Source organism: Legionella santicrucis, assembly GCF_001468135.1.
GTDB classification, from domain to species: Bacteria; Pseudomonadota; Gammaproteobacteria; order Legionellales; family Legionellaceae; genus Legionella; species Legionella santicrucis.
This window is the reverse complement of sequence record NZ_LNYU01000032.1, coordinates 129,538-152,656: the sequence shown is the minus strand read 5'-3', so window position 1 is coordinate 152,656 and position 23,119 is coordinate 129,538. Positions and strand designations below refer to the sequence as shown.

The window sequence follows — 23,119 nt, the reverse complement described above, 5'->3', positions numbered from 1 at the left end:
GCACGAATACAGCCTTTCCTGATTATCTGCTAATAATCAGCATGGCCTGGGGTGCGTGGAAATGGAATTACATCACGTATATTGGCCAATCCAGTAACGTAGCTCACAAAACGCTCGAGCCCTAAACCAAACCCCGCATGTGGTACAGTACCGTAACGACGTAAATCTCTATACCATTGGTAACTTTCTTTATTGAGATTACTTTCCTCAATGCGTCTATCCAAAACATCTAAACGATCTTCACGCTCACTACCTCCAATAATTTCACCAATTCCGGGAGCTAAGACATCCATGGCAGCAACAGTCTTTTCATCGTCGTTAAGGCGCATATAAAAGCCTTTAATTTCTTGAGGATAATTAGTCAATATCACTGGTTTTTTGCAATGTATCTCTGCGAGATAACGCTCATGCTCTGATTGTAAATCGAGTCCCCAACTGACAGGAAAATCAAATGGTTGTTCACTTTTTTCCAAAATTTTAATGGCATCAGTATAAGTCATGATTTCAAAATCTGATTCAGCGATATGTTTTACACGCTCAATACATCCAGGAGCAACAAATTGATTGAAAAAGTCCATATCGTCTGCTCGCTCTTCAAGAACAACTTTGCATAAATAACGCAACATGGATTGACTCAAATCACATATATCAGATAATCCCGCAAAAGCGATTTCAGGTTCCACCATCCAAAACTCGGCCAAATGACGGCTGGTGTTTGAGTTTTCCGCACGAAAAGTTGGACCAAAAGTATAGACCTTAGACATAGCAAGACAATAAGCTTCTACGTTTAATTGTCCAGAAACAGTAAGGAAAGTTTCTCTACCAAAAAAATCTTTGCTAAAGTCAATTTGCCCCTGTTCACCTTTAGGTACATTGAGTAGATCTAAAGTAGATACTCGAAACATTTCCCCAGCCCCTTCGCAGTCGCTTGAGGTAATAATGGGCGTATGGATCCAAAAAAAACCTTGTTCGTGGAAAAAACGATGTATGGCTTGTGATAAGCAATGACGAATTCGTGTAACTGCACTAATTGTATTCGTACGAGGACGTAGATGTGCTACTTCACGTAGAAACTCAAGTGTATGACGTTTTGCTTGAATAGGGTAGGTATCAGGATTTTCTACCCAGCCAATAACGTTAATATGCTCTGCCTGAATTTCAAAGGTTTGACCTTTTCCTTGGGAGGCGACTAATTTACCTGAGGCAATTAATGAACAGCCCGCGGTAAGTTTCGTCACTTCATCATGATAATTCGTTAAATTATCAGTGGCTACGATTTGAATGGGAGAAAAACAGGAGCCATCGTGCATACTGATAAAAGATAGGCCTGTTTTTGAATCACGCCGGGTTTTTACCCAGCCTCTGACAGTAACGTATTCATCAGCACTGATTTCACCATCTAAACACTGTCTTATGGTAAAAACTTCGGTCATTTTTTACTCCTAATTATAAATATACTTAGCTTGGCCAAAAAGTAAGATTTTGTATTTCTATCTGCTTATAAGCTCCCGAATTAGAAAAAGACAGAGGTGTATTTGTGTTACATCAGCATTTTCGATTGGAGAGTCCACAAGCACAATGCAGGTAGGTGATGCCAAAATCGCAATTTTGTGATCACGCGAAGATAGATACCTTTTATTTAAAATGAGATGATACACTGGGCCTATCGGCATTTCTACTCTCTTGGCTAAAACGGATCGATTTTCTTAGTTTTTATGGACTCTAAAACTATTTTATGCCCTAATACCCTGAATAAATCATTGAGGAAGAATTATGTTGCAAAAGATATTGTATCTATTTCTGTTCTTTTATTCTTTTGACGTTGCGGCAGATGATACGATATTAAAATTATATAGGCCCTATGGTGATGTGGAGAATCAAATTGCTCCTCAAATCAAAAATACGCTTAGAGGTGAATGTTATTCACAATCTCGATTAATTGTGCGTGAAGATGCATGGCGTTGCATGGTAGATGGCAAAACTTATGATCCATGCTTTGTTAAATCAGGCCCTAATAGAACTACTGCTTTATGCCCTCAATCTCCTTGGGTGGGGGACAGTGTGCAAATCATGGTAAAACTCCCCTTAGATAATGAACAAAATAAAACATTGGATATGTCGCGTACTTATCCGTGGGCAATAGAGTTAACAAATGGTGAACATTGTCAGGCCATCAATTCAGGTAAGATTTATGACGAGATGCCTGTGCGTTATAAATGTGGTAAAAAGAATTACTTAGTAGGACATTTACAACGATGTAAAGCGGCATGGAGCATGCTTGAAAAAACACCTTCTGGAGTTGTTACTGTAGAAGTAAGTAAGGCTTGGTTCTAATCAGAATTGTGTCGTTGTAAATTTTTAACGTGCATCTTTAATGATTTTTTAAAATTCTAGTTTTAATTTATTAAGGCTTTAGATATGTATCATTTTGATCTTTATCTTAGTTAAAGGCCTCGTTGCGACCCTTTACCTTGGGGTACTTTTTAAGTTTGACAACAACTTCTGAAAGAGTTTTTTCAAGCGCTTCATATGGTTTTACATCATTGTAAATACCTGACTCGTACCTGAATTAATTACTTGGCTAGGGCGTGTTGTAGACACGCCCTAATGATTTGAATTTCATGAAGCCTCAGGGAGTGCTTTTTGAAAGGCTTCAAGTGTTAAGCAATGTGTATTTATTTCATTTATAAGTGGATAATTATCCATTGCAAAGTGAAAACGATGGGCATTGTATACTTGAGGGATGAGACAAAGATCCGCTAAAGAGAGCGTGCTGCCAAAACAAAAAGGTTCTTGACGAGTGAGTGTTTGTAATTTAGCTTCGAATGCATCAAATCCGACTTTAAGCCAATGGTGATACCATTGTGTTATTTGAGATTCGCTGGGATTAAACTCATTTTTTAATTGATTTAATACTCTCAAATTATTTAAAGGATGGATATCGCAGGCAACAATTAAAGCCAAAGATTTAACAGTAGCTCTATCTAGAGCATTCTGGGGCAATAAGGGAGGAGTAGGGTAAGTTTCATCGAGATAATCAATAATCGCTAATGATTGACTTATAACATGGCCATTGATTTCTAAACTGGGCACTAAACCTTGAGGATTAACTTTCCGATATTCAGGACTATGTTGTTCTCCTCCATGATTGATTAAATGAATGTTTACTTTTTCGTAGGGAATATTTTTTATATTGAGTGCAATTCGTACCCGATAGCACGTTGTTGAGCGATAATAGTCATAAAGCTTCATGGCTTATACCTCTCAACGATTTGATCAATTGCACCAAACAGACTATTTTTTTGTGGGTTTAGCATTTCAATGCGAATCCTATCTCCAAAGCTCATAAACGAAGTTTTAGCCTGTCCTTGTTCTATGATTTCAAGCATTCTTTTTTCAGCAATGCAGGAGGAACCTTTGCTGCGATCCGTGTTAGAAACCGTACCTGAACCAATAATGGTTCCTGCACTTAACTTCCTCGTTTTTGCAGCGTGTTGAATTAGTTCTGGAAAGGAAAAGGTCATATCAACACCGGCATTAGGTTGACCAAATAGTTGTCCATTTAAATGACTTAATAGCGGCAGGTGCACGCGTTGTCCATCCCAATCAGAACCTAATTCATCAGGGGTAATGGCAACAGGAGAAAAGCTGCTGGAAGGCTTAGACTGAAAAAAACCAAAGCCTTTCGCGAGTTCATTGGGGATTAAATTGCGCAATGAGACATCATTGACTAACATCAACAACTTAATATGTCGTCCTGCATCCTTATGATTGATGGCCATAGGGACATCATCGGTGATGACCGCAATTTCAGCTTCGAAATCGATTCCAAAAGCTTCATCTGCAACTAAAATGGGATCTCGTGGCCCTAGAAAGGAATCTGCACCTCCTTGATACATGAGTGGATCAGTCCAAAAATTAGCCGGAAGCTCTGCACCACGGGCTTTGCGAACTAGTTCGACATGATTAACATAAGCACTGCCATCCGCCCATTGATAGGCACGAGGCAGGGGAGAGGTACATTCTTGCGGATTAAAATCAAAAGTATTATCTAATTGCCCTTCATTAAGTTGCTGATATAGTTTTTGTAACTTTGCTTCTACTACGTGCCAATGATCAAGGGCATATTGTAAGTTAGGTGCAATTTGGGGAACAGTGATTGCAGTAGTTAATGACTGATTGACTACACATAGTTGCCCATCCCGAGATGATGTTGATTTTAAACTCGCAAGTTTCATAAGAACCTCTTTATAAGCTTAGTTTAACCAGCAGCTGGCGCTCGTTATAGTGCCATTTTTCTGGTATAAACGCCTGAGTTCAATAGGATAGATAACCCAGGCTACATTTTTTATTTCTTGTAATAGAGCACCTCCCCGGTATAACCATATTTGGCATATCTCGTGTGATAATCTGACCATTTGCCTAAATATGGCGTAGAGGAGCTGAGCTATTATTGTCTTTTTTAAACAGATGTTTCTTTTAAGGTACCGCGTTTGATTTGATCTCTTTCAATTGCTTCAAATAAAGCTTGGAAATTACCTTCTCCAAAGCCTTGATTCCCTTTACGTTGGATAATCTCAAAAAATACGGGACCAAAGATATTTTCTGTGAAGATTTGCAGCAATAAACCATGTTTAGGATCCTGTTCTCCATCAATCAGTATTTTTTCTTCATTCAGCTGCTTGACGGGCTCTTGATGCCAAGGAAGACGCTCATGTAACATTTCATAATAAGTGTCTGGAACATCAAGGAATTTTACACCTTGTTCCCTTAATGTATGGACTGTATTGTAAATATTGGTGGTAGTTAACGCGATATGTTGAATACCTTCACCTTTGTATTCATGCAGAAACTCTTCAATTTGGGAGAGATCATCTTTGGATTCATTCAAAGGGATTTTAATTTTTCCACAAGGACTACCTAACGCTCGGCTTAACAATCCAGTCATCTTACCTTTAATATTAAAATAGCGAATTTCTTGGAAGTTGAAAATCGATTCGTAAAAATGAGCCCATTTATCCATATTGCCACGAAATACATTATGAGTTAGATGATCAATCAGTACTAAACCATTACCCTCTACTTTTTGATTCGGTTGGTGTTCCCAATGGGTAGAGAAGGGTTGATGTTGTTCATCCACAAAATAAATTACACTACCTCCGATTGCCTGAATGGCGGGCAAGCCATGATGAGCATGCTCACAATCTTCAAAGGCAATAGCTCCGTGTTTGATGGCGTAGTCAAATGCTGCTTTGGCATTTTTAACTCTAAATCCCATTGCACAAGCCCCAGGGCCATGAGTTTTGGCATGTTCTTCAGCCTGGCAATTGGATGTTGCATTCACTATAAATTGAATTTCACCTTGTTGAAATAAAGTAATGTCTTGGTTTTTATGACGGGCAGTGGCTTGGAAACCCATATCAGTAAACTGTTGATGCAGACGTGTTTTGTCTGGGCCTGAAAACTCTAAGAAAGCAAAACCATCTAATCCGCAAGGGTTGTTGTTTTGTTGCATTATCTATCACTCCTTTAAAATTATTCCGCTGTATCAAACATAACTATCACATAATGATATCAACTTAAGCTCTAAACTTGTTGGGGTCATGTATGTCACTTGGTGAAACTCGTGTTTTCAGTTTTTCGGACTGGTGATTTAAATCAGACCTAGGTTTAACATAGTTTTCTTAATGCTTCAAAAGAAGAGCTTATGTGTTGTTCGGTTGTACTAATAATAATCCATCAGCTATAGGCAACAGGCTAATAAATACTCGTGGATCATTTTTAATTAAATCATTAAGTTTCCTTATTTCTCTAGTTTGTCCACCTGTTTCATTTTCATTAATTACTTTACCATCCCAGAATATATTATCTATAGCGATTAATCCTTGGGGTTGAATCAGTTTTAATGCCATTTCATAGTAATTGATGTAATTGGTTTTATCCGCATCAATAAAAATAAAATCAAATTTATGTTGCCAACCTTCATGAACTAATTCATGCAAAGTATCAAGTGCACGTCCAAGCCGTAATTCAATTTTATGGTCTTGCTTTGCTTCTTTCCAGAAAGGATGCGCTTTACTCGTCCATGTGGTATTGATGTCGCAAGTAATGAGCTTTCCATCGTCAGGTAACATCAATGCCATTGCTAAGGCACTATAGCCTGTAAATGTTCCTAACTCCAAGATATTTTTTGCATGAATTAAACGCAAGAGCAATTGAAAAAATTGTGCTTGTTCTGGAGGAATTTGCATATTTGCCAACTCCATTGTGGATGTTTCTTTGCGTAATGCTATTAAGGACGGGTGTTCACGCAAAGATTTATCCAGCATGTAGGCGTATAATTCAGGAGTTAGGCTAATATGCTTCATATGATCCTTTTTATTTTAAGAGAGTTTCTCTTGGGCTAAATGATCTGCTATTTCGTTAGTGGGTAAATTTTCTTTGGCAGATCGAGTAAAGATTTCCATTAAATGAACGTATATTGCATCAATTTGCTCATTAATTTTTTCTTCCGGGGTATGAAGATATTTAGATGCCGCAAAAATTAATCCTCCAGCATTAATCACATAATCTACTGCAAATAAGATATTTTTATCATGTAGTTTTTTACCATGGTAAGTATGTGCTAACTGATTGTTTGCAGCACCTGCAATAATTGTCGTTTGCAGTTGAGGTAGCGTAAGGTCATTAATAATAGCTCCCAATGCACAAGGAGCAAAAACATCACAGGGCACCTTGTGAATTTGATCAGTACTTACTGGTTTTGCTCCAAATTGAATCACAGCCCGTTCTACTGCAGCTGGAGAAACATCGGCAACAGTCAGTTTGGCGCCTAATTCATGTAAATGTTTGCAAAGTAAAAATCCAACATGGCCTAAGCCTTGGACTGCTACATGAACTCCGTTTAGACTGTCTTTCCCTAATTTAAAAGCAACTGCTGCTTGAATACCGCGTAAAATTCCACGAGCAGTAGACGGAGACGGGTCACCATCATATTTGGATAAACTAGCAACATAAGGAGTATGTTCTGCAATGACGTCCATATCTTTTAATTCGGTTCCGCTATCAAGAGCAGTGATGTAACGACCATTTAATTCATGAACAAACTTACCAAATTGATGCATGTATTGAACCCGATCGAAGGACTCTTTAGGCTTTATGATAACAGACTTACCACCTCCTAAAGGCAGATTTACAGATGCGGCTTTAAAGCTCATTCCGCGAGCAAGGCGCATTGCGTCTTTGAGTGCGGCCTGAGTACTTGGATACTCAATAAAGCGACACCCTCCCAAAGCAGGGCCTAATTTAGTGTTGTGTATGGCTATTATTGCTTTCATTCCTGTTTCAGGATCAACCTTAAAGTGCAAATCACCAAATCCATGAGAGAGGGCGTAATCAAGAAAATCATCATCGGCTATTGTTTGGTTACTATTAGAGATATTGTCCACAGACATCATGTTTCGCTCCGATTGAAATATTTGCAGAAGTTATATTCCTATTTTTTGATTAAATCAATGGTGCCGTTTAATAATTTGGTATCTTTGGGTTTGCTGATATACACTTATTCGATTATTTATCAACTTGGAGACTGTTATGCGTCAGGTAGTTCAAATGCTGGCTTTGATGGTAGTTACGCCGTTTGCCTTTGCGGAAAATGTCTTACCACCACAACCTCAATTAGTACTTGATAAAATTGATTTCCAACTTTCGGCAAAACAATGGGTTACAACGCAAACTGCGTTGCTTGGTGTAAATATTAATGTGACTTTAAATAATGCGGATCTTGTTAAAGCTCGTTCTGATATTATGGAGCGATTAAACAAAATTGCCAAAGGAGATTGGCATCTTGTTCAATTTGATCGTTCACAGGACAGTTCTGGACTTGAGAAACTTTATGTACAAGCTCAAGCGCGAGTGAGTCAGGAAGTATTAACTGATATTTATCAAAATGCCAAGACTGTGAGCTTGCCTGGTGCTCAATATGAAATCTCCAATGTAGATTTCAAACCAAGCTTTGATGAAACTCAGGTTGTTTTAACTCAAATCAGGGAACGTTTGTATCAACAAGTAAATGATGAGCTTGCTCGTATCAATAAGGCTTATCCAACACAAAATTATAGTGTGAGTAACTTGGTTTTTGTTGATGGAAATAATCCTCCCCAGCCCAGGCCTTACCAAGCCAAAGAGATGAATACGGTGCTGGCTACAACTGCACCTGTTGCAGCATCTGCTTTAACGGTAAGCAATGAGCTTATATTAACAGCTGTAGTTGAAGTGGCTGCAAATCGTAAACAATAAGTTGAGGAAATAGTTGTAATTATAAGATGAGTTATCGCAGGCACTAGAAGAGTATTATTAAGCTTCATGCCCACGTTAAATTAAGGAGGTTAATTCTGCGTCTAGGTGAAGACGACTGCTTTCTTGGTATTTAAATGGTGGGCGCATGACGCGTGTCTTATGCTTTTTACTTGAAGGGGATTTAATTTGTTAGCTGTAGAAAAAATTATTGGACATAGAGGCGCTTCTGCCTATGCTCCTGAAAATACCATAGCAGCTTTTGAAAAAGCCTTAGCTTTAGGATGTCGTTTCATTGAGTTTGATGTGATGTGTTGCTCTGATGGTGAACCTTTTGTCATTCATGATGACTGTTTAAAAAGAACGACAAATGGACGAGGGGATGTTGGTTTAGTTGATTCAAGTTATTTACAATCCTTAGATGCTGGTTCTTGGTTTTCACGGCGATTTAAAGGAGAACATATTCCTCATTTTAAAGAGGTTTTAGACTGGATGTCTGTTACAAATGTACAAGCAAATATTGAGATTAAGCCTTATCCTGGCGCAGAAGAGCAAACAGCAGTAGCAGTAATGAGTCACATTAATCGTTATTGGCCGTATGAAAAAAATTTACCTTTAGTATCCAGTTTTTCTTGGGATGTGTTGACATTATGTCGAAGCATTGCACCAGAGATGCCTTTAGGTTTACTGCTCCATGTTTGGGATGAGCAATGGTTGCAAAAAGCAAAACAATTGGAATGTTTTTCCATTCATTTTAACCGTAGAGTTTTAACCAAAGAACGAGTTAAAGAGATAAAGGCAGAGGGTTATGTGCTTTATGCTTATACGGTTAATCGCAAGCGTTTAGCAAATAAATTGTTTGACTGGGGCGTGGATGCGATTTTTAGTGATTATCCTGACTTATTAGTATGAAAACACTAACTCATAACTACTTGAGAAGTTTTATTATTTTTAATTGCTTATTTGCTTTATTGTGTACTTTTCCGGCACAGGCAGAGCGAATCGAGCTGGTATTTTGGCATGGAATGGCAGGACATTTAGGAGAAGAGGTTCAAGTGCTTGCTGGTGAGTTTAATCAAAGTCAAAACCAATACTTGATTAAACCTGTCTATAAAGGAAATTATGTCGAAACCTTAACTAGTTTTGCTGCAGCATTCAGAGCGCATCATCCTCCTGCAATCGTACAAATATTTGAAGTTGGCACCGAAATTATGCTTTCGCCTAAGGGCGTTATTAAACCAGTAGATGAACTCATGCGAGAGCAGGGGATTCGTTTACCTAAAGAAGATTTTATACAGTCTATTCGTGAATTTTATAGCAAAAATGGGGAGTTGATGGCTTTGCCTTTTAATCTTTCAGTTGCTACTTTGTATTATAATTTGGATATTCTTGCTAAGGTAGGTTATACCCAGACAAATTTTCCACGTACTTGGAGTGAAATGGAGGTATTGGCTAAAAAGTTAAAAAGTGCGGGTTATGATTGTACCTATACAACAGCCTATCCCGGCTGGGTGCTTTTTGAATCTTTCTTAGCAATTCATGGATTACCATTAACTCAAGAGGATCATGCTGTTTTTGCTACCCCACAATTATTAAGTCATTTTGAACGTTTAAAACGTTGGCATTCTCTTCGCTATTTTCGTTACGCTGGAAGAGTAGATGATGCGACTATTTTATTTACCAGTGGGGTTTGTCCTTTATTTAGTCAATCTTCAGGTGCTTACAATAGTTTATCTGCATTAGTTCCTTTTCATCTAGGTATCGCGAGTATGCCTTTGGATACGGAAGTGAGCAAAATAAGGCATGCGAATGTTGCAGGAGGGGCCGCTCTATGGGCGGTATCAGGACAAACAAAGGAGCAATACCAAGGAATTGCACAATTTTTTGCTTTTATAGTAAAGCCACAAACACAAAAACGATGGCATGAGCATACAGGGTATCTTCCTATTGGTTTGCAAGGTATCTATGCCAGTATTCTACAAAGCAGTCGTCACCCTACATTGCTTATGGCTCAAACTGATTTAGAAGGTAAAGCACATAACAAATCATTACACCGCTTTGGCCCACAAAACCAAATCCGTAGTATTAACGATGAAGTCCTAGAGGCAATGTTTGCTGGATTTATAAGTCCAAGTAATGCCTTACAGGAGTCTTCTATGCGAACGAATCACGTGTTATTGCGCTTCATCCAAAATACAGAAGGATAATGAAGCAAATGCTATTTATCCTGAAATAACATTCGCTTAGCGACAATGTATTTCCAGGCCTTTTATGTCGAACCAAGTTATTTATGAATAATAACAACTGACTCGTATGTGTCTGTATCTGTATCTGTATCAGTAGCGACGTCTGGATACACAACTTGGGGGGGATTATAGCCTGGAGCATAAGTATAATTAATTGGGACGTTTGATGTGCCAACTACAGTAGCAGTGGGAGCGCATCCAGTTAGTGAAGAAAATATTATCCCTAATAGACTGCAAGAGAAAATTATCTTTATCATAAAAATTACCTTAAGGCATACAAAAAAAGCAGTGTGCCTTTGAGTTTGATTGTATAATTATAGACCAATTTGATGCCAAGAGGCATAGAATCTAGTATTGAATTTAGGAAGTGTTGGCATTCGTTTTAAAATAGAGATAATTATTATACATAGAGTTTGAAGTTCACTGTTATTGGCTTAAGGAATCAAGATAGATCCCTTAAGCCAATAACAGCTAGGCTGAGGCTCTTCGGCCTTATATGTGTTAATCTATCAAAAAATTTTTATAAGGGCTCTAGAAAATGGTTTAAGTTAGATTTTTGGCCCAAACGATATTGATAAACAACATAAAAAGCCATAATGTTTTTTAAATAATTTCGTGTCTCTTGCCACGGTAAAGTTTCTATCCATACATCAATTTCTTTGGGTGGATGAGTTTTTAACCAATAAACTACTTGTTTGGGGCCGGCATTATAAGCTGCTGCAATCAGTATAGGATGATTACCAAATCGCTTTGCTAGTTGTTTTAAATAAGCCACTCCTATATTAATATTTTTTTGGGGTAAGAATAATTGTTTTTGATCGATATAAGGAATCTTATCTGCTTTTGAGACTACTCTTGCAGTATAGGGCATGACTTGCATTAAACCACGAGCGCCAGCTGAAGAAGTCGCATCATCTCTGAATCCGCTTTCTTGGCGGATGATGGCATAAATAAATTCGGGTTCAACAGTATATTTTTTAGAATAAAGTGAGATACTGTCTTTATATGCGAGCGGAAATCTTAAAGAAAGTTGGTTATTAAGCGTTTCGTTATTACTGAGATAAACGGATTTGCCATGCCACTGCAGTTTACTGTCAATCCAATAGACTAAAGCACTTGCCTCGTCTTTAGGCAATTCACTAATAAAATCATTGAGTAACCGAGATGCTTGTAGATTTTGTTTGGTGATGTAAAGCGTTTTGATTTGCTCGATAAAAGATTGATAAGGTTTTAAAACATCTAAGTTTGTTGTTGGTGTCTCATTGCTAAAGCTTGGTGTTTTATCAAGACGTAAACTGGCTAAAAATCCATAATATTGCCTGTTTTTAGCTAAAGGCTCATAAATTGCGCGTGCCTCTGCCATCTTACCTTGCTCTTCTAAGGAGCGAGCTAGCCAATATTGCCAACAAGGCTCTTCTTTATTTTTTGAATCATTAATTAAAACAGTAACTTGAGCCCAATTTTTATGTTTTAACGCGAAACGTATTTGCCAATCCAGCAAAGTATCATTGTAATATTGTGGCTTTACTTTAGCGAACCATTGCAATGTATCTTCATGATTGCGCATTGCTTTATAAAGTGCTAAATGAGCTAAAAAGGCTTGTTTTTGCTCTTGGTTAAGCATCTGTTGGGTTTTACTTTGTTGCCATAATTTAAGCGCTTGATCCATATTTGTTGAAATCATGTGCTTAAGACCATAAAGATAAATGGTACTGTTTAATCCACCTGGATTAAGCTTACTGATGTTAGCTGGATTTTGGATCACGGCGTTTAATGCTTGAAGCTCTGCTCCATGAGATATTTTGTACTGTTTTAACACATAGCGAGCTAGCTGTATGTTACGTTGATCTAATGCTAGGTCAAAACGTTTTATAATTAAGTTTTGGTCTAAGTTATTGTCCTTTAACAATAAGTTAAACAAGCTATCGCATGATGGAGGCATTGAGTTTCCTGTTAACCACAAAGGAATAGACTCTTTTAAGACTTCATCGTGCATTCCTAAATTATATTTTGCAATCTGATCATAACATACGAGATTAAGGTCCTGGGATGGCCGGTAATATTGACTAAAATTAGACCAGTCTTTGTTTTTAGCCAATTCATAAAGCCATTTGTCGCGTAATTTGGATGAAAGAGCCCCATCTCCGCTGATAAATTCGAGGAATGTGGCATTAGGTGTTGCAGGAATATTTTGACTATAGGAGAGATAAGTATTAAATCGATCCATGTAAGCCTGACCTGAAAGAGCATGGCATAGCTGAGATCCCATAAGTCCACATAGTAGTAAAATGATATTTTTCATGACTCTCATACATTAAAGTTCTTTATACATTGGCTAACTGTGCGCGCATAGCATTAATGGTGTCTTTGTAATTGGCACTTTTAAATACCGCAGCCCCAGCAACAAATTGATTTGCTCCAGCACGGGCTAAGGTGGCGATATTGTCTATTGTCACCCCTCCATCAACACAAAGATCAAGCTGTGGATAGCGTTCATGGACTTGTGATATTTTGTTAATAATTTCAGGAATAAGTTTTTGACCACCAAAACCTGGGTTCACAGTCATAATGAGTACAAAATCAAGTTTATGAGCACACCAAGTTAATACCTCAATGGGTGTCGCTGGGTTTAATACTAAGCCAGCCTCGCATCCTAAGTCTTTAATAAGATTGAGACTTCGATCTACGTGGATTGTTGCATCTGGATGGATGCTTATACGCTTAGCGCCAGCCTTTGCAAAAGATTCAATCAGGGCATCTACAGGTTGGATCATAAGATGCACATCTATAGGCAGTTGAGGAAAGCGGTTGATTAAAGCATCGCAAAATGCGGGGCCAAATGTCAAATTAGGTACATAGTGATTGTCCATGACATCAAAATGAATAAAATCAGCCCCAGCCTTCATTACAGAATCGACTTCAGAGCCAAGACAAGTAAGATCGGCCGATAATATTGAAGGTAATATATGATAAGTCATGGTTTATGTATTTAAAATTTGGTGCATAAGCATATAATATGCTGTCTTGGAAAAACATTCTATTGCTATTGCGTGGAAAGCAATAAATTGTTTTCAGCTCGCTTGATTATGGCGCATAGGAAGCTGCAGAGAATAATAAACTTCTTCAATATTTGAACTCAATATTGAGAATTTGAACAAAATATGAGATAATATCAGACTTATTTCTGGTTTTATATTGCGTTAAGTTATAAAGACCTAATCATGCTTTTAGGGAGAATAATATGAGTCAAAATTGGCCTACCAGAGACAAAGATTTACAAACCGCCCGCATGATTATGGAAGAATATGCTAGTGAGCGTGAAAGTGATACTTTAGGGCTTTTTGAAATTGTTGTGGATCAATCCGAAAAAAAGATGAGCTTTCGTTTATCTGGATGGGTCATTACTTTAGCGAAACATTTTAATTCAATGTATGGAGTGGATCAAGGTGATTTTGTAATCCGACAAGTGATTACTCGTTGTTTTACTCAGGGACAAACATTACATTAGATTTTTTCTAAAATATTATAGTGTCATCCACTAAGTTGCTAGCAAAGGCTCAAGTATAGTGAGATGACGGAGCGTACAAAAAAATACATGGCTGAGCCGAACGAGCTTACAACGATGTATAGAACTTAGTTGGAGCATTATTATGAGTTCGGCATAAGACATGGAAATGTGTTTTATCTCGTAAAACGAACTTAACGTTTGTCTCTTGCAAAGACAGAAATGTAATGTATTAATAAGGTATTCGGTTCTCAATAAAAGCAGTTCAATACAAAGGATTTATGCAAATGGAAAATTCTGCGTTGCTGCAATCAAAATCCTGGTTTATCGAAAAATATCTATCAGATTTACATCATCCTTTATGTGATAGTGTAAAGAAACTCATTCTTATTAGCGACTATGCGTGCAGACATATTCAATTGTTAAAAAACCTGCTGATTACGAATAATTGCCATTCTGCTTTATCCCGTGAGGACTATTTTCATGCACTAAGAAGCACCTCGTCAAGTTTACCGATCGCAACTTACTTACGTGTCGTACGCCAATTTAGAAATACCCAGCTGTTGCGGCTACTTCTTCTTGAGATGGCAGGTATTATTCATGTCGAAGAAGCAATTAAATCTTGGTCAGATTGTGCTGATACTTTGATATTGCATGTTTTAGATTATTGCAAACAATTGCTTTCTTTACGTCATGGGACACCGCGTGACAGAGAGGGAAATGAAGTTCATTTGTATACCCTTGCTATGGGAAAGTTAGGGGGAAGAGAGCTTAATTATTCTTCGGACGTTGATCTGATTTTTGCTTATACGCTTGTAGGGGAAACTGACGGTGAAGAGCGTATTGATAATCAACATTTTTTTAGCAAATTAGTCCAGCAATTCGTTCAGATTTTGCAAAATATAACGGCAGATGGATTTGTTTTTCGTGTCGACTTGAGGTTACGCCCTAATGGAGATAGTGGTCCTTTGGTTTCAAGTCTGGCAGCACTAGAAACTTATTATCAAGAGCAAGGTCGCGATTGGGAACGTTATGCTATGGTTAAAGCGCGTATAATTACTGAGTCACTGGATGAGGTACACCCTTGGTTTGAGCGCTTAATTATCCCTTTTGTGTATAGGCGTTATGTTGATTTTAGTGTGATTGAGTCATTGCGTAGTATGAAGGCAATGATCGAGAGAGAAGTAGAGTTAAATCCACGATTGGATGATATAAAACGAGGTAAAGGTGGAATACGAGAGGTTGAATTTGTTATTCAGAGTTTTCAACTCATTCGCGGTGGCCGGCTACCGCAATTACAAGAACAAAATGCTTTATCAGCACTGCGTGTTTTAAAACGGGAAAAACTATTACCGCACACAGATGCTTTAAGACAAGCTTATCTGTTTCTGCGCCAATTAGAAAATATGTTACAAAGTTTAAATGATCAACAGACTCATTCTTTACCTGAGGACGTAATAAAACAAGAACAAGTTATTTTAGCTATGGGATTCTCTTCTTGGGATGATTTAGTAATCAAATTAAACAAATATCAGCGCATTATTAGCTATGCATTTCATTCAGTACTTGGTAAGGTCAAAGATTATGAAAATGATAAAAGGTTATTGGATAATCAGTTATCGAGTCTTTGGCAAGGACATGTTGAAACCAGTATGGCAATTAATTTATTAACCAGTTTGGGTTTTACAAACGCCTCTTATTGTTACCAAATGATTCATTCCTTTCGTCATAGTCCTCGATGTCGACGTTTAACCCAAGGTGCGCGTATGCGTCTGGATCGGTTAATGGTTATGTTGCTTGCTGAGCTTACTCATGTTGAAAAAACGGATGAGGTGTTATTGCAAGTGATGCATTTACTTGAAAATATTGTGGGGCGTAGTGCTTATCTGGCTTTAATTACCGAAAATCCTCAAGTACTTACAGAGTTATTATTTTGGTTTGCTCATAGTCCTTTTATTACTTCATTGTTAGTCAATCAACCGTTTTTACTGGAAGTCTTGTTGGATCAAGGGCAGGAATGGCGGCCATTGTCTCTACAGCAATTACAACAACAATTGATTGAAAAGTTAGCCCATCATGATGACATTGAATTGCAAGAGGAAATTCTGCGACAGTTTAAATTGGCTAATTGGCTGATGGCTGCTCGTGCAGAATGTTATGGTTTCTTTAGTGCTGTACGAATGGGGCAATTTTTGTCGGATGTGGCACAAGTGATTGTGAATCAGGTTTTGCAGCTTGCTAGCGAACAATTGTATGTACGCTATCCTGAAATAAAACAAACCCAATCACATTTTGCAATTATTGCTTATGGGAAATTAGGTAGTCGTGAAATGAACTATGCATCTGATCTGGATTTAGTATTTTTATATACTGCAAAACCATCAGAAGAGGCTTTGGTAACACGTTTAACCCAAAAGATTTTACATATGCTGACTACACGCTCCCAATCTGGAGTTCTTTATAACGTTGATACACGTCTTAGACCTTCTGGTTCTGCAGGACTATTGGTTAGCCATGTGGATGCATTTGTTGAATACCAAAAAAAGCAGGCATGGACGTGGGAACATCAGGCTTTATTAAAAGCACGGATCTTAAGTGGGAATGCAAAAATTAGACATCATTTCATGCAATTGAAAAAAGCAGTAGTTCAAATAGAGCGTAATAAAACCACGCTACAACATGATGTATTGTCCATGAGATCCAAGATAGAACATTATCAAGCCAGAGATTCTATTTCTCGAGGACTGTTAGATTTAGAGTTTTTAGTACAGTATTTGATACTTCATTTAAGAAATCCTTCTTTGGCTCGATATACACATACATTAAGTCAATTGCACCATTTATTTTTAGCCGGCGCTTTCAATAAAGAGCAATACACCTTTTTGAAAAAAGCATATAAGAAATACCATCAGCTATTACATTTGAATTTATTGCGTCCAAATACGGTAAGTAGTGATGGTATGCAAAATGAGATTATGTCCATTTCTCGTGAATTTTTTGATTAATCTTTGAACTCTGCGTACAAGTCATAATCATCGCTATCTGTAATTAGTACTTCCGCAAAAGATCCGCTTTTAATTCCAGGATTAGGGGGTAGAATCACAAGACCATCAATCTCGGGGGCATCACCTTTGCTACGCGCAATAATTTGATCGTCATGTATTTCATCAATTAATACAGTTTGGGTTTTACCGATTTTGCTTTCTAATTTATCGCGACTAATTTCTGCCTGTAATTGCATGAAGCGATGGTAACGTTCTTCTTTTATTTCTTCGGGAACTGGATCACTTAATTCATTCGCTTTAGCTCCTTCGACCGGAGAGTATTTGAAGCAACCTACGCGATCTAATTGGGCTTCTTCTAAGAAGTCGAGTAATTCTTCAAATTCTTCTTCTGTTTCTCCAGGAAAGCCGACAATAAATGTGGAACGAAGTGTAATCTCTGGGCAAATCTCGCGCCAGGAGGCAATGCGTAAGAGCGTATTTTCACTGCTTGCAGGACGTTTCATTGCTTTAAGTATTCTTGAGTTGGCATGCTGTAAAGGAATATCCAAATAAGGAAGAATAAGACCGTCGCGCATTAAGGGAATGATGTCATCAACATGAGGATAAGGATAGACATAATGTAAACGGATCCAAATGTCTAATTGACCTAATTGTTCACATAAATCAAAAAATCGTGTATTAATGGTTTTTTCTTGCCAAGTCACCGGTTGATAACGTGTATCTACTCCGTAAGCACTGGTATCCTGAGAAATCACTAAAATTTCATTAACGCCAGCATCTTTTAATTTCTTGGCTTCAGTTAATACTTGTGCTATTGGATAACTTTGTAATTTTCCACGCATCGTTGGAATGATGCAAAAAGTACATTTTTGATTGCATCCTTCAGATATTTTTAAATAAGCATAATGACGTGGAGTTAATTTAATTCCTTGCGGAGGAACAAGTTGGGTAAAAGGATCGGTTGGTGGGGGAAGGTGTTGATGAACCGCATTGACTACTTCTTCATAAGCATGAGCGCCACTAATATGAAGAACATCAGGACAAGCTTCTTTTATGATGTCAGCTTTAGCTCCTAAACAGCCGGTAACAATAACACGTCCATTTTCTGCCATTGCTTCTTTAATAGTGTCTAGCGATTCTTTAACCGCACTATCAATAAAACCGCAAGTATTGATAACGACAATACCGGCATCTTGATAACTGGAAACTAATTCGTATCCTTGAGCACGTAATTGAGTAATAATTCGCTCTGAATCAACCAGAGCTTTAGGACAACCAAGGCTAACAAAACCAACTTTATGATTCATATTATATTTTAACTGTAAAAAAAATGAACTAATTATACATCTTCTTCAATACTATTCCAATAATCTTATTTAATTTTCTCGTACTTAAAGTATGCGGTGTGGTCTAAATGAAAAAAGATGATGGATGAATTAATGGTTTCGTCATTGTCGCGCAAGCGGAAATCCATTTCTACAGGAGCATTACGTCTCCATCGACATGGGTCCTCGCTTGCGCGAGGCCGACTACAAGTTCCTTAAGCCAATAGCAATGAGGCTGAGTGGATGATTCACTTTCTTATCCATAACGTTAATTTAGAGACATGCTTTTTCGAGATTCCTCCAGATTTTCGTGAAGTTTACTACCTCGGGATTTCCAGAAACTCATGGAGTTGCTTGTTGTCTTATCGCTTGGGGTGAAGGGGGTTAGATACAACAGACTTGGTAATAATGTAGTGATAAGATGGCGTGCAGCATACATCACATTGGTAATGAATCTTGATAAGGAATCACGATGCGTTTTTAGGGTTTCAGCTCCATCATTAAGGGTGATAAAAAACTGATTAACACGATCGGACGGCCTCCAAGAAGACTTTGTATCATTCAAATCGTGTATCAAGTGCTTCATTAAATTAATTTTACTTTCTGTTCTTATTTTTTTTGTTTTATTCATGCTCGTTAAATCTTGAGATTTAAGATAATCGTAGTATTTTTGAGTCATCGGCAGCAACTTATTTTGAATGAGCTCAAAATACTTATGTTCATTTTTATCATTCACTAGATACATTAAGTTTTCTTTTTCAATGTGTAATCTCACATTAGTTCTAAAGACATCAACAAATGAATCTAAAAACCTATTTATTTCATTTTTTAATTCTTCAATATCCTTATTTTTTTGATCTATTAACTCTTTAGTTTCATTTTTTAATTTTTTAAAGTCCTTGCTCTTTTCATCTGCAAACGCTGTAGCTTCATTTAATGCTTTTTCCTTCTTCGTCAACTCATTAAGTTGTAAGTTTATCAATTCTGCGAGACTAACCACCTTGGAGTCTGGTTTAAAACTTGGAGGACCATTTTGTTTGAAAAGCTCAAATTGTTCTTTCCCTTTTAAACATCTTACAATATGCCAGCCTTTGTCGGTATCGGAGAAATTAATAGGGGTACCAATGAGGGTCTGCAGGCCTTTGTCTCTTAGTGTGCCATCTTGATTTTTTACAGGTAGCGTGGTTGAGATATGGTTGGCTTCTACCTGTTCATCAATTTGATCGATGTTTATATAAGTTAAATCGTTCTTTTTTTGAATGCTTATTGCAATTGCGGCTTCATTTTTACGATAATTACATGTATCCCCACCAATGCGATGAAAGACTATCTCTTGTCCATCCTTAGTATAAACCGTTTTGCAAATTCGAGGGCGTCCCGCAGGAACATGGCCATGATATAGATCATACACACCGCTTTCTGAAAGTTTACGCAGTGTTTCTTCATTTAAAGCACTTCCAAAAGCCCCATGGATTAAGGTTTCTCCATTATTGCGTGCAGCAGGAAGTCCCATATTGATAAGTTCAGCTAGCCCATTATTGAGGCGTGAAGTTGCTTGTTCATCTAATTGTGCTGCATTAGCGTATAATTTGTATAAAGCCGCATACCAAGCATTTTCAGCGTCTAGCAATTCTTTAATATTTCGTGCAACTAATCTGCCTTTTTCATTTGCTTTAGGGATATCATTGTTAAAAATTTGAGCTAATGTCTGGGCATCAACTAATTCAGTTAAAGTACGAGGCAAGATAAAAGAATTATTATCAATTCCACCATGAGTAAATAATGTGTTACCAATTTGTGCAGCTATTTGGCAATGACCAAGATATTTGACATAAGGGCTATTAGGGTTGGTGAAGTAATCTTTCACAAATTCCAAAGTGCCCTCTTCATTATCGACCACTATTTTATTCTTTTGCCAATGAGCGTAACCTTTTTCTAAAGCCAGATCTTCCCATAATTCAGGAGCACCAGTACTATTTGCAAATTGCCATTTTGTAAATAGAATTTGTTTTTTAGTCTCAGTTAATGTATTAAATAAAGCGATTAACTCTTGAGAACTAGAATCTTGAGGCCATTTTAACTCGTCCATCAGATAAGTTAAAAATAATTTTGTTTTATCGTTACCATCTACCCAAACAAGAGAGGAATTACGAGCTGCTCCTTTTTTTTGACGTTCTTCTGGAGTTAATTGAATATCGTTTAGAAATACCTGATTGATAGATTCGATTTTTAGCTCATTTAAGATGCGAGGCTTGGTTGTTTCGCGATTACCAAGAATGGAAATCATTCGCTCTCCATACATCTCATGAGTATTGTTGATAATGTCAACGAGACGTATATTATGGGGATTTTTTCGACCTGTATTACTGCGCGATTTATCAGTAAGGTCACCAATATTCACACAAAAGACGTTTTGGGGTAGTTGAATATAGGTTTTGCCTTCTTTTGTTACTAATGTAAAATCGTTTTTCTCTAGAGCAAGTCCAGTAAAACTTTCCTTATATTTGTTTTTATAAAGAGCTAAACTTCGTTCTAAAAAACTTAAATCTCCTTCAAGATCAGCAAAGGTGATTATCATCTGTCCCTCATATAATTCATGATGGGTTTTTTTTGTCATTATCAAATGCTCCTAAAAAGTTGAATTTTTTGAAATACTACACAAATAGGTCTTTTTTTTGCCAATAAAATTTGTTTATATGTGATATGAAATTTACAAATAATAAATAATTAACAATGAGTTACATGTATTCGGTTGCATAATAATTTCTTAATAGGTAGGTTGCAAAGAATTTAACAATGAACAGCTTAAGTGAATTTAGGCCTTTGAGGGATTAAAAGATAAATGAAGTCAGGCAAGGCCTGACTGCTTATGTTTATTGGATTTGATTTAAAGTTTTTAAGAATTTATTGGTAGAAATTTCACCCACTAGTTTAAACTGATTCAGTTCCGTTCCTTTTGTGTTAAAAAAGATAAAAGTAGGGGGTGCTACAACATCAAAGTAAGTAAGTATCGCCTTATTTTCAGAGTTCTGTGCGGTAACATCGATTTTAATTACCGTAAATCGCGTTAAGGCATCTTGTACTTGAGAATCTTTAAATGTGGTTGCTTCCATAACCTTGCAGGAATGGCACCAATCTGCATAAAAGTCCAACATGATGGGCTTGCCTTGCGATTCTAAAATTGCCTGCTTTATGTCACTTAAACCCTGTACTTGTTGTGTTTTAACCTGGGGGATATTTGCTGTGTATGCAGTAGTTAAAGGTTGCAAAGGATTGGTCGCTCCCATACTGGCACCTACTAAAATTAAGAAACCATATACGAGCAAAATCAATCCCATTCCTTGGCTGAATTTTTCACGATTTGTTGTAGAGTAGGTTAATGCACCGCTGTAAATACCCGAAAATATAAGTAAGCAAGCCCATAAACCCATGCTGATTAAAGAAGGAACTATACGAGAGAGTAAATCAATAGCAACCGCAATGAAAAGAATACCAAAAAGTGCTTTAATCGTATTCATCCAACTGCCAGTTTCTGGTAACCATCTGCCTGCGGAGGTACCAATCAGAAGTAAAGGCGTGCCCATTCCCAAACCCAAGATGAATAATGTTAAACAACCCAAAAGAACATTTCCAGTTTGAGCAATATAAGTGAGTACTCCAATTAGAGGCGCAGTAACGCAAGGAGAAAGAATCAGAGTAGACAAACATCCCATAATTGCAGCTCCTAGATAGTGGCCACCCCTTCGATTACTTGTACCGTGTATTTTTGCTTGCCAAGAATGCGGTAATTTAAATTCATAAAATCCAAACATGGATAAGGCTAAAAGAATAAAAATTAGGCTGAATATTCCTATAGCCCAAGGTGATTGCATGCTGATTTGCAGATTGGCTCCGAGCAGGGCGACTACCGCTCCAATTATTGCGTAGGTTATCGACATACTTAAGACATAGCTTAAAGAGAGGAAAAAAGCTTTTTGGGTTGAAAGTTCTCTCCCATGGCCAACTATGATTCCAGATAAAACTGGAACCATTGGTAGGATGCACGGGGTAAATGATAAAAGTAAACCAAAGCCGTAAAAAGTAATAAGAATAATAAGCCAGTTATGACTCAAGAAGACTTTTGAAATGTTGTCATTTTGAGTTTCTTCTGCAACTACAGGTTCATTACTTGATTGTTCTAGGTTTGCTTGAGTCAATGCCAACTTGTTATCTATAGATAACCGTATTATTTTTGTTTCTGGGGCATAGCAAAAGCCATCGTCGGAACATCCTTGGTAGCGCAAATCAACATACGTTTCTCCTGGTTGATCGGCTAAAATACTCACTGGAATAGAAACTTGGTTGCGATATACAGCATAAACATGTCCTTGCTTGTCAGTTTTTTTTACTGTAGGGGGCAAACGAAGAGGGCCTAAATTAATGCTACTTCCTGATTTAAATGTGAGCTTAATACGTTTACTGTATAGAAAATAATCTGGCTTTATTTGAAAATTGATAGCAAAAGTATTGGGATCGACTTTTGCTACATTCACATGAAACACTTCCGCAGCAGGAAGTGGGTTTGCATGTAGAGCAAATGCAGCAATGTAACAAAATACCAATAAAAACCATTTTCTCATTCTGCAACCTTTTTAATAAAATTAGAGTCTGGAACAGTTAGCATCTAAGATTTCTATGCCATGCCCGAAACATGTAAATAACTATATCAGAACATAGTGTAGTGTGAATAAAGTTAAAACTAAA

At 37.3% G+C, this 23,119-nt stretch carries 18 protein-coding genes; 6 read left to right on the top strand and 12 right to left on the bottom strand.

Annotated features, from left to right (window positions below; genetic code table 11):
* Positions 1–29 precede the first annotated feature (29 nt).
* Complete coding sequence (gene asnS / locus Lsan_RS08250) at positions 30–1,433, bottom strand: asparagine--tRNA ligase (RefSeq protein ID WP_058513947.1); 1,404 nt, start codon at positions 1,431–1,433, stop codon at positions 30–32.
* A 340-nt stretch (positions 1,434–1,773) separates the two neighbouring features.
* Here asnS and Lsan_RS08245 point away from each other — a divergent pair, with 340 nt between their 5' ends.
* Positions 1,774–2,334: a hypothetical protein gene (locus tag Lsan_RS08245; RefSeq protein ID WP_058513946.1), complete on the top strand. Its 561-nt coding sequence runs from the start codon at positions 1,774–1,776 to the stop codon at positions 2,332–2,334.
* Between the two features lie 285 nt (positions 2,335–2,619).
* Here Lsan_RS08245 and maiA read toward each other — a convergent pair whose 3' ends face one another.
* The 5 genes from maiA to Lsan_RS08220 form a co-directional block, all read right to left on the bottom strand.
* Positions 2,620–3,252, bottom strand: a complete 633-nt coding sequence (gene maiA / locus Lsan_RS08240) for a maleylacetoacetate isomerase (RefSeq protein ID WP_058513945.1) — start codon at positions 3,250–3,252, stop codon at positions 2,620–2,622.
* Positions 3,249–4,238, bottom strand: coding sequence for a fumarylacetoacetate hydrolase family protein (locus Lsan_RS08235; RefSeq protein ID WP_058513944.1), 990 nt, complete (start codon positions 4,236–4,238; stop codon positions 3,249–3,251). The genes maiA and Lsan_RS08235 overlap by 4 nt, the downstream gene beginning before the upstream one ends.
* 224 nt (positions 4,239–4,462) lie before the next feature.
* Entirely contained in the window at positions 4,463–5,515 is a 1,053-nt protein-coding gene (hppD, locus tag Lsan_RS08230) for a 4-hydroxyphenylpyruvate dioxygenase (RefSeq protein WP_058513943.1), read from the bottom strand.
* Between the two features lie 190 nt (positions 5,516–5,705).
* Positions 5,706–6,368 (bottom strand): class I SAM-dependent methyltransferase, encoded by a 663-nt coding sequence (locus Lsan_RS08225; RefSeq protein WP_058513942.1) that lies wholly within the window; start codon positions 6,366–6,368, stop codon positions 5,706–5,708.
* Between the two features lie 15 nt (positions 6,369–6,383).
* Positions 6,384–7,457, bottom strand: coding sequence for a Leu/Phe/Val dehydrogenase (locus Lsan_RS08220; protein ID WP_058513941.1), 1,074 nt, complete (start codon positions 7,455–7,457; stop codon positions 6,384–6,386).
* A gap of 136 nt (positions 7,458–7,593) precedes the next feature.
* Here Lsan_RS08220 and Lsan_RS08215 point away from each other — a divergent pair, with 136 nt between their 5' ends.
* The 3 genes from Lsan_RS08215 (at position 7,594) to Lsan_RS08205 (ending at position 10,502) form a co-directional block, all read left to right on the top strand.
* Positions 7,594–8,298, top strand: coding sequence for a hypothetical protein (locus Lsan_RS08215; protein ID WP_058513940.1), 705 nt, complete (start codon positions 7,594–7,596; stop codon positions 8,296–8,298).
* A gap of 186 nt (positions 8,299–8,484) precedes the next feature.
* Positions 8,485–9,207 (top strand): glycerophosphodiester phosphodiesterase, encoded by a 723-nt coding sequence (ugpQ, locus tag Lsan_RS08210; protein ID WP_058513939.1) that lies wholly within the window; start codon positions 8,485–8,487, stop codon positions 9,205–9,207.
* A complete protein-coding gene (locus tag Lsan_RS08205) occupies positions 9,204–10,502 on the top strand; it encodes an extracellular solute-binding protein (protein ID WP_058513938.1) in 1,299 nt (432 codons plus the stop codon). The genes ugpQ and Lsan_RS08205 overlap by 4 nt, the downstream gene beginning before the upstream one ends.
* A 77-nt stretch (positions 10,503–10,579) precedes the next feature.
* Here the strand turns inward: Lsan_RS08205 and Lsan_RS22015 are convergent, their stop codons facing one another.
* The 3 genes from Lsan_RS22015 to rpe form a co-directional block, all read right to left on the bottom strand.
* Entirely contained in the window at positions 10,580–10,798 is a 219-nt protein-coding gene (locus Lsan_RS22015; protein WP_133134206.1) for a hypothetical protein, read from the bottom strand.
* A gap of 263 nt (positions 10,799–11,061) precedes the next feature.
* On the bottom strand, positions 11,062–12,843 hold the full coding sequence (locus Lsan_RS08200) for a transglycosylase SLT domain-containing protein (protein ID WP_058513937.1): 1,782 nt from the start codon (positions 12,841–12,843) through the stop codon (positions 11,062–11,064).
* Positions 12,844–12,865: 22 nt separating this feature from the next.
* Positions 12,866–13,519 (bottom strand): ribulose-phosphate 3-epimerase, encoded by a 654-nt coding sequence (gene rpe / locus Lsan_RS08195; protein WP_058513936.1) that lies wholly within the window; start codon positions 13,517–13,519, stop codon positions 12,866–12,868.
* Between the two features lie 263 nt (positions 13,520–13,782).
* Here rpe and Lsan_RS08190 point away from each other — a divergent pair, with 263 nt between their 5' ends.
* Both Lsan_RS08190 and glnE read left to right on the top strand, forming a co-directional pair.
* Entirely contained in the window at positions 13,783–14,049 is a 267-nt protein-coding gene (locus tag Lsan_RS08190) for a hypothetical protein (RefSeq protein ID WP_058513935.1), read from the top strand.
* A gap of 278 nt (positions 14,050–14,327) precedes the next feature.
* Positions 14,328–17,051: a bifunctional [glutamate--ammonia ligase]-adenylyl-L-tyrosine phosphorylase/[glutamate--ammonia-ligase] adenylyltransferase gene (gene glnE / locus Lsan_RS08185; RefSeq protein WP_058513934.1), complete on the top strand. Its 2,724-nt coding sequence runs from the start codon at positions 14,328–14,330 to the stop codon at positions 17,049–17,051.
* Here the strand turns inward: glnE and rimO are convergent.
* The 3 genes from rimO to dsbD form a co-directional block, all read right to left on the bottom strand.
* Positions 17,048–18,358 (bottom strand): 30S ribosomal protein S12 methylthiotransferase RimO, encoded by a 1,311-nt coding sequence (gene rimO, locus Lsan_RS08180; RefSeq protein ID WP_058513933.1) that lies wholly within the window; start codon positions 18,356–18,358, stop codon positions 17,048–17,050. The genes glnE and rimO overlap by 4 nt on opposite strands.
* A gap of 286 nt (positions 18,359–18,644) precedes the next feature.
* A complete protein-coding gene (locus Lsan_RS08175) occupies positions 18,645–20,993 on the bottom strand; it encodes a hypothetical protein (protein ID WP_058513932.1) in 2,349 nt (782 codons plus the stop codon).
* Between the two features lie 256 nt (positions 20,994–21,249).
* Complete coding sequence (dsbD, locus tag Lsan_RS08170) at positions 21,250–22,995, bottom strand: protein-disulfide reductase DsbD (RefSeq protein ID WP_058513931.1); 1,746 nt, start codon at positions 22,993–22,995, stop codon at positions 21,250–21,252.
* Positions 22,996–23,119 lie beyond the last annotated feature (124 nt).